Here is an 8,080-nt window from a genome sequence, read left to right on the forward strand (position 1 = left end):
CTGATCGCCAGATCACGCTATTTAAATTCTGGAATTAGCTGCGGAATGACGGCTACACAAGGGCCAGAGGCCAAAAAGACCACAAACCAGCGTAACGCCACCAGGCGAAGCCCAGAGAAACGGCAAACCCAGCGCTGCACAGCGTTTGAGAAACTGAATGCCGTTTGAATAAACATGGGCGAAATAAAGGAGGGTTTCAGTGGTACTAACGTTGAAGTAACCGGCGCTGCGCGGTTTTATCGCGCAGCGTCCGAGTTGACTGCCGGGTTGGGCGGTAACGCTTCAATAGAGCGAAGGATTGCCCGCACGATTGCCTCCCTCTTGAAAAGATCATCCATTCTGTTTGGCGTATCAATATTCAGTGCGAAGAATACGGAGCCAGTCGGCCACTCAACCCATCCTACCCACCAACCCATACGGCCTTCCCAGCCCGTCTTTGCACGCAGTATCCAGTTGCGACCGGCTTCCACAATCATGAGATCCTTGACCAAGCGCTGATGTTCTACCCGAAAGGGCAGCTCGTTACGATAGAGCTTCCTGAGAAATGCAATTTGCTCCTGCGCCGAGATTGCAAGGCTGCCTTCTATCCAGTAATCGCCATTACTTGTCGAAGGATCGGCGTTGCCATAGTCGATTTTCTTCAAATAGCGCCGAGCTTTGTCATCACCAATTTCCTTTGCAAATAGCTCATACACCCAAACAGTAGAATTCCGCATTGCTGATCGCAAATCTTGGTCTTGATTGTGGCCTGCAAAGCCCCTGTTAACGCCGTCCCATCGAAAAATCTGGAACTCATCACGAACAGCGCCTGCATCAAGTGCAAAAAGTGTATGAGGTATCTTGAATGTCGATGCAGGCGAGTAGCGTTTCTTCGATCGCACAGGATCAAAAACCAACATGGCACGATCCGCTTGGCGTTCGTCTGCCACAACTATCGTGCCTTTGGCTTGAAATTCGCTGAAAAACTTCCTCCAGTCAGAACGTTCTAGCGTGCCTTCTTGCGCATGCGCGAAAGTGGCAAGAGAAAAAATGGAGAAAAGTATCGCGAAGATTCGGATTGCCATTAACTTTTCCTTAATGCCCAACGCCTGAAATAAGCCGTGCCGCGAAGCGGCATCGGCTTGATTGAATTGTTAGACGGCAAACTCGAGCCAATACTTGTGCAGGCCAACAATATTAGACGAGCACAGCATGGGCATTGCCGCTTTGATCTTCTCCAGTGACCAATTCCACCACTCCATCTCCAGAAGCAATGAAATTTCCTCATCGGTGAAGCGTTTCTTAATCTTCTTAGCGGGATTGCCGCCAACGATAGCGTAAGGCTCCACATCTTTTGTCACCAACGAGCGGCTGCCTATCACCGCACCGTGCCCGATCTTGATTCCGGGCATGACCATTGCCTCAGAGCCGATCCAAACGTCATTGCCAATGACAGTATTACCTGCTTTTTGGAAGGCATCGAGTGCGCTTGAGAATGCAGGTTCTTCCTGCATATAAAAGAACGGGAAAGATGATGCCCAGTCGTACCGATGCCCCTGATTGCCAGCCATGATAAAGGAAGCCCCACTCCCGATAGAGCAGAAACTACCGATGATCAACTTATCAACGTCATCACGGTCCGGAAACAGATACCGTGCGCAGTCATCGAATGAGTGCCCATGATAGTAGCCAGAGTAATAGCTGTACCGCCCAACTTTGATATTGGGGTTCTTCACTTGCTCAGAAAGCAGCTTGCCTTTGAAGGGGCTATCAAAGTAGTTGGTCATAAGAGATCCCGCGGTCTGTGACTTTGCCGTCTAACGTTTGACATGAGGGGCGGCCAAGGACGATAGCCCTTGGACGTCCCCCTCGATGGAAGGGTTAGACAGCACTGCGCGCTTGCTCGAACGCCTGACGTGTTTGAACCATGTATACGGCCGGTCCACCTGGGGTGTTTATGGTTCTTTGCGCCACAAAACCCGCCTTCTCGTAGCACCGGATTGCGCGTAAATTGTTCGGCGACGGGTCCGTTTGGATCTTGGTTACCTCAGCGTCTTTGAACAGCATCTCAACGAGCGCGCGAACGAGCTTGGTTCCCAAGCCCTTGCCCAGCTGCGATGGATTCGCCAGAGACTGGTCTATTCCGCGTACTCCTGGATCGGTTTCGTCTTCCCACCATCCGCCACCGCTTCCGAGTGCAATGTACGACTGAGCGTACCCAATCGGTTCTTCATCCAGCATTGCGATGTAGGGAGTGACGGACTCTTTCGCCAGGGCGCTTGGTCGATATTGCTCCAGCACTTCAGCAAGTGTTGGACGTGTTTCTTCTCCGCCCCACCACTCAACGATGTGAGGCCGATTTAGCCAGTCATGGAGCATCGGAAGGTCGTGCTCGGTCATGAGGCGCAGCGTGACGAAGCTAATGGTAGTGGTCATGAGGACGGTCTTTGTGCTGCCTAACACCTGAGTTAAGCCGCGCCGCGAAGCGGCGTCGGCTTGGACGAATTGTTAGGCCGCATATCGCGACCTGAAAGCGGCACGCAAGACCTCAACCTTTTCCGCCCCGAGTGAGGTGCATGCGAGCCTGTAGGACTCTATGTGCTTTGTAGGCCAGTCCACTGGTGGTACTTCATCGGCATAGTAAAAGTAATCCCAGATGATCGCCTCCCAGCTGTTACAACGGACTGGCCGCCCGGCGATGACGCCCTCAGCCGCCTCTGGGCACGAGCCCTGCGGAGCCTCCGCGATTTCATACGCTTCGTCTGCCCACCAAGCAGGTTCGCAGTCAAGTAACTCATCCCCGATCTCCGCTAAGAATCCATAGTCCAACTCCTCCATGACGCGCCCGCCGAGCATTTCAACTATTGCCTCGAGCTCGCCGCGCCTCTCGCCGGGAAACGTCAGATCAATATCATCGTGCTTGCGTGTTACACGCCCTAGCCGTGCATCGATCGCCCAGCCCCCACCGATCCAGAGCGGCAGATTTCGCTCATCTGCCGCAGCTAGAATTTTGTGTATCAATGTGACCTGCGTTGTGTCCATGCGGCCTAACTTTGTTTTAGGGCGACTGCCCTGCTGCGTAACATCGTTGCTGCTCCATAACATCAAACATCGACCCACGGCGTAACGCGCTTGCTGCTTGGATGCCCGAGGCATAGACTGTACAAAAAAACAGTCATAACAAGCCATGAAAACCGCCACTGCGCCGTTACCACCGCTGCGTTCGGTCAAGGTTCTGGACCAGTTGCGTGAGCGCATACGCTACTTGCATTACAGTTTACGAACCGAACAGGCTTATGTCAACTGGGTTCGTGCCTTCATCCGTTTCCACGGTGTGCGTCACCCGGCAACCTTGGGCAGCAGCGAAGTCGAGGCATTTCTGTCCTGGCTGGCGAACGAGCGCAAGGTTTCGGTCTCCACGCATCGTCAGGCATTGGCGGCCTTGCTGTTCTTCTACGGCAAGGTGCTGTGCACGGATCTGCCCTGGCTTCAGGAGATCGGAAGACCTCGGCCGTCGCGGCGCTTGCCGGTGGTGCTGACCCCGGATGAAGTGGTTCGCATCCTCGGTTTTCTGGAAGGCGAGCATCGTTTGTTCGCCCAGCTTCTGTATGGAACGGGCATGCGGATCAGTGAGGGTTTGCAACTGCGGGTCAAGGATCTGGATTTCGATCACGGCACGATCATCGTGCGGGAGGGCAAGGGCTCCAAGGATCGGGCCTTGATGTTACCCGAGAGCTTGGCACCCAGCCTGCGCGAGCAGCTGTCGCGTGCACGGGCATGGTGGCTGAAGGACCAGGCCGAGGGCCGCAGCGGCGTTGCGCTTCCCGACGCCCTTGAGCGGAAGTATCCGCGCGCCGGGCATTCCTGGCCGTGGTTCTGGGTTTTTGCGCAGCACACGCATTCGACCGATCCACGGAGCGGTGTCGTGCGTCGCCATCACATGTATGACCAGACCTTTCAGCGCGCCTTCAAACGTGCCGTAGAACAAGCAGGCATCACGAAGCCCGCCACACCGCACACCCTCCGCCACTCGTTCGCGACGGCCTTGCTCCGCAGCGGTTACGACATTCGAACCGTGCAGGATCTGCTCGGCCATTCCGACGTCTCTACGACGATGATTTACACGCATGTGCTGAAAGTTGGCGGTGCCGGAGTGCGCTCACCGCTTGATGCGCTGCCGCCCCTCACTAGTGAGAGGTAGGGCAGCGCAAGTCAATCCTGGCGGATTCACTACCCCTGCGCGAAGGCCATCGGTGCCGCATCGAACGGCCGGTTGCGGAAAGTCCTCCCTGCGTCCGCTGATGGCCGGCAGCAGCCCGTCGTTGCCTGATGGATCCAACCCCTCCGCTGCTATAGTGCAGTCGGCTTCTGACGTTCAGTGCAGCCGTCTTCTGAAAACGACACCATGTGCAAACGATGTCAGAATAGAGTTAAATTTCCTATTGATTGACATATTCCGTCAAAGGTAATAGATTTCATCCTGACACTTTTGCCTTTGGAGGCATCTTGCAAGGTCAACGCATCGGCTATGTCCGCGTCAGCAGCTTCGACCAGAACCCGGAACGGCAATTGGAGGGTGTTCAGGTGGCGCGGGTGTTCACCGACAAGGCTTCTGGCAAGGACACCCAGCGTCCCGAGCTGGAAAGGCTGCTGGCCTTCGTCCGCGAGGGCGACACCGTGGTGGTGCATAGCATGGACAGGCTGGCACGCAACCTTGATGACCTGCGCCGCATCGTCCAAGGGCTGACACAACGGGGCGTGCGCATGGAGTTCGTCAAAGAAGGGCTGAAGTTCACCGGCGAGGACTCACCGATGGCCAATCTGATGCTGTCGGTCATGGGAGCCTTCGCTGAGTTCGAGCGCGCCCTGATCCGCGAACGTCAGCGCGAGGGAATCGTGCTGGCCAAGCAGCGCGGTGCCTACCGGGGACGAAAGAAATCGCTGAACAGCGAACAAATTGCCGAGTTGAAACGGCGAGTTGCGGCAGGCGACCAAAAAACCTTGGTGGCCCGTGACTTCGGCATCAGCCGCGAAACCTTGTACCAGTACCTGCGGGAAGACTGACCATGCCACGCCGCTCAATCCTGTCCGCCACCGAGCGCGAAAGCCTGCTGGCACTGCCAGATGCCAAAGACGAACTGATACGGCACTACACGTTCAACGAAACCGACCTGTCGGTGATCCGTCAGCGTCGCGGCGCCGCGAATCGATTGGGCTTCGCTGTGCAGCTTTGCTACTTGCGATTCCCTGGCACCTTTTTGGGCGTCGATGAGCCTCCGTTTCCGCCCCTGTTGCGCATGGTGGCCGCGCAACTCAAGATGCCAGTGGAAAGTTGGAGCGAGTACGGCCAGCGCGAACAGACACGGCGGGAGCACTTGGTCGAGCTGCAAACGGTTTTTGGGTTCAAGCCCTTCACCATGAGCCACTATCGGCAAGCCGTGCATACATTGACCGAGCTGGCCTTGCAGACCGACAAAGTCATCGTGCTGGCGAGCGCACTTGTCGAGAATCTGCGGCGGCAGAGCATTATCCTGCCCGCCATGAATGCCATCGAGCGCGCAAGCGCCGAGGCCATCACCCGTGCCAACCGACGCATTTACGCGGCGCTGACCGATTCTTTGTTATCACCCCACCGTCAGCGCCTGGACGAACTTCTCAAGCGCAAGGACGGCAGTAAAGTGACGTGGCTGGCATGGCTGCGCCAGTCGCCTGCCAAACCGAACTCTCGCCACATGCTCGAACATATTGAGCGCCTGAAATCCTGGCAAGCACTTGATCTGCCCGCAGGCATCGAGCGGCAGGTTCACCAGAACCGCCTGCTCAAAATCGCTCGTGAAGGTGGCCAGATGACGCCTGCTGATCTGGCAAAGTTCGAGGTGCAACGACGCTATGCCACGCTGGTAGCGCTGGCCATCGAAGGCATGGCCACCGTCACCGATGAAATCATCGACCTTCACGATCGCATCATCGGCAAGCTGTTCAACGCGGCCAAGAACAAGCATCAGCAGCAGTTCCAGGCTTCCGGCAAGGCGATCAACGACAAGGTGCGGATGTATGGGCGCATCGGTCAAGCGTTGATTGAGGCCAAGCAAAGCGGCAGCGATCCGTTCGCCGCCATCGAGGCCGTTATGCCCTGGGACACCTTCGCCGCCAGCGTCACCGAAGCGCAAACATTGGCGCGGCCTGCCGACTTTGATTTCCTGCACCACATCGGTGAAAGCTATGCCACGCTACGCCGCTACGCGCCGCAGTTCCTGGGCGTGCTCAAATTGCGGGCTGCGCCCGCCGCCAAGGGTGTGCTCGATGCCATCGACATGCTGCGCGGCATGAACAGCGACAGCGCGCGCAAGGTGCCCGCCGATGCGCCAACCGCATTCATCAAGCCGCGCTGGGCAAAGCTGGTTCTGACCGACGACGGCATCGACCGGCGTTACTACGAGTTATGCGCCCTGTCGGAGCTGAAGAACGCGCTGCGCTCCGGTGATGTCTGGGTGCAGGGTTCTCGCCAGTTCAAGGACTTCGACGAATACCTGGTGCCGGTCGAGAAGTTCGCCACTTTGAAGCTGGCCAGCGAATTGCCGCTGGCAGTGGCCACCGACTGCGACCAATACCTGCATGACCGGTTGGAATTGTTGGAGGCGCAACTCGCCACAGTCAACCGCATGGCTGCGGCCAACGACTTACCGGATGCCATCATCACCACCGCGTCAGGCCTGAAGATCACGCCGCTGGACGCGGCAGTACCAGACGCCGCGCAAGCCATGATCGACCAGACAGCTATGCTGCTGCCGCACCTCAAAATCACCGAGTTGCTGATGGAGGTCGATGAATGGACGGGCTTCACCCGCCACTTCACACACCTGAAGACCAGCGACACGGCCAAGGACAAAACCTTGCTGTTGACGACGATCCTGGCCGACGCGATCAACCTGGGTCTGACCAAAATGGCCGAGTCCTGCCCTGGCACCACCTACGCCAAGCTGTCTTGGCTGCAAGCCTGGCACATCCGCGATGAAACCTATTCGACGGCGCTGGCCGAGCTGGTGAATGCGCAGTTTCGGCAACCCTTCGCCGGCAACTGGGGTGACGGCACCACGTCATCGTCGGACGGCCAGAACTTCAGAACCGGCAGCAAAGCAGAAAGCACTGGTCATATCAACCCGAAGTATGGAAGCAGTCCAGGACGGACTTTCTACACCCATATCTCCGACCAGTACGCGCCCTTCAGCACCAAGGTGGTCAACGTGGGCATTCGTGATTCAACTTACGTGCTTGATGGCCTGCTGTACCACGAGTCGGACTTGCGCATCGAGGAACACTACACCGACACGGCAGGCTTCACCGATCACGTGTTTGGCTTGATGCATTTGCTGGGATTTCGCTTCGCGCCGCGTATCCGTGACTTGGGCGAAACCAAGCTATTCATCCCCAAGGGCGATGCCGCCTATGACGCGCTCAAGCCGATGATTAGCAGCGACAGGCTGAACATCAAGCAAATACGCGCCCATTGGGATGAAATTCTGCGGCTGGCCACCTCCATCAAGCAAGGCACGGTAACGGCTTCGCTGATGCTGCGCAAACTCGGCAGCTACCCGCGCCAGAACGGCTTGGCCGTGGCGTTGCGCGAGCTGGGGCGCATCGAGCGCACGCTGTTCATTTTGGATTGGCTGCAAAGCGTGGAGCTGCGCCGCCGCGTCCATGCGGGGCTGAATAAGGGCGAGGCGCGCAACGCGCTGGCCAGGGCGGTCTTCTTCTACCGATTGGGTGAAATCCGCGACCGCAGTTTTGAGCAGCAGCGCTACCGGGCCAGCGGCCTCAATCTGGTGACGGCGGCCATCGTGTTGTGGAACACGGTATATCTGGAGCGTGCCACCAGTGCTTTGCGTGGCAACGGCACGGCGCTGGACGACACATTGTTGCAATATCTGTCGCCGCTGGGGTGGGAGCACATCAACCTGACCGGCGATTACCTATGGCGCAGCAGCGCCAAGGTCGGTGCGGGGAAGTTTAGGCCATTGCGACCGCTGCCACCGGCTTAGCGTGCTTTATTTAATGAGATGGTCACTCCCTCCTTCCCGGTACTATGCTGAGGACAGGCTTT

At 57.3% G+C, this 8,080-nt stretch carries 7 protein-coding genes; 3 read left to right on the forward strand and 4 right to left on the reverse strand.

The window, feature by feature from the left end:
• Nucleotides 1–236 precede the first annotated feature (236 nt).
• From HX884_RS24430 to aadB, 4 genes are all read right to left on the reverse strand, one after another.
• Nucleotides 237–1,064 (reverse strand): oxacillin-hydrolyzing class D beta-lactamase OXA-2, encoded by an 828-nt coding sequence (locus tag HX884_RS24430; protein WP_001007673.1) that lies wholly within the window; start codon nucleotides 1,062–1,064, stop codon nucleotides 237–239.
• 69 nt (nucleotides 1,065–1,133) lie between these two features.
• On the reverse strand, nucleotides 1,134–1,766 hold the full coding sequence (locus HX884_RS24435; protein ID WP_000186237.1) for a type B-3 chloramphenicol O-acetyltransferase CatB3: 633 nt from the start codon (nucleotides 1,764–1,766) through the stop codon (nucleotides 1,134–1,136).
• A gap of 94 nt (nucleotides 1,767–1,860) precedes the next feature.
• Nucleotides 1,861–2,415 (reverse strand): aminoglycoside N-acetyltransferase AAC(6')-31, encoded by a 555-nt coding sequence (gene aac(6')-31, locus HX884_RS24440; protein WP_115747647.1) that lies wholly within the window; start codon nucleotides 2,413–2,415, stop codon nucleotides 1,861–1,863.
• Nucleotides 2,416–2,487: 72 nt separating this feature from the next.
• Nucleotides 2,488–3,021, reverse strand: a complete 534-nt coding sequence (aadB, locus tag HX884_RS24445) for an aminoglycoside nucleotidyltransferase ANT(2'')-Ia (RefSeq protein WP_000381802.1) — start codon at nucleotides 3,019–3,021, stop codon at nucleotides 2,488–2,490.
• A 145-nt stretch (nucleotides 3,022–3,166) separates the two neighbouring features.
• On the opposite strand from aadB, the gene intI1 reads away from it, so the two are divergent.
• From intI1 to HX884_RS24460, 3 genes are all read left to right on the forward strand, one after another.
• Entirely contained in the window at nucleotides 3,167–4,180 is a 1,014-nt protein-coding gene (gene intI1, locus HX884_RS24450) for a class 1 integron integrase IntI1 (protein WP_000845054.1), read from the forward strand.
• A gap of 305 nt (nucleotides 4,181–4,485) precedes the next feature.
• Nucleotides 4,486–5,043, forward strand: coding sequence for a recombinase family protein (locus HX884_RS24455; RefSeq protein ID WP_001162012.1), 558 nt, complete (start codon nucleotides 4,486–4,488; stop codon nucleotides 5,041–5,043).
• 2 nt (nucleotides 5,044–5,045) lie between these two features.
• On the forward strand, nucleotides 5,046–8,018 hold the full coding sequence (locus HX884_RS24460) for a Tn3 family transposase (RefSeq protein WP_178328925.1): 2,973 nt from the start codon (nucleotides 5,046–5,048) through the stop codon (nucleotides 8,016–8,018).
• Nucleotides 8,019–8,080 lie beyond the last annotated feature (62 nt).

The organism is Enterobacter sp. SECR19-1250 (assembly GCF_013391025.1).
In the GTDB taxonomy this organism is placed as follows: Bacteria; Pseudomonadota; Gammaproteobacteria; order Enterobacterales; family Enterobacteriaceae; genus Enterobacter; species Enterobacter cloacae.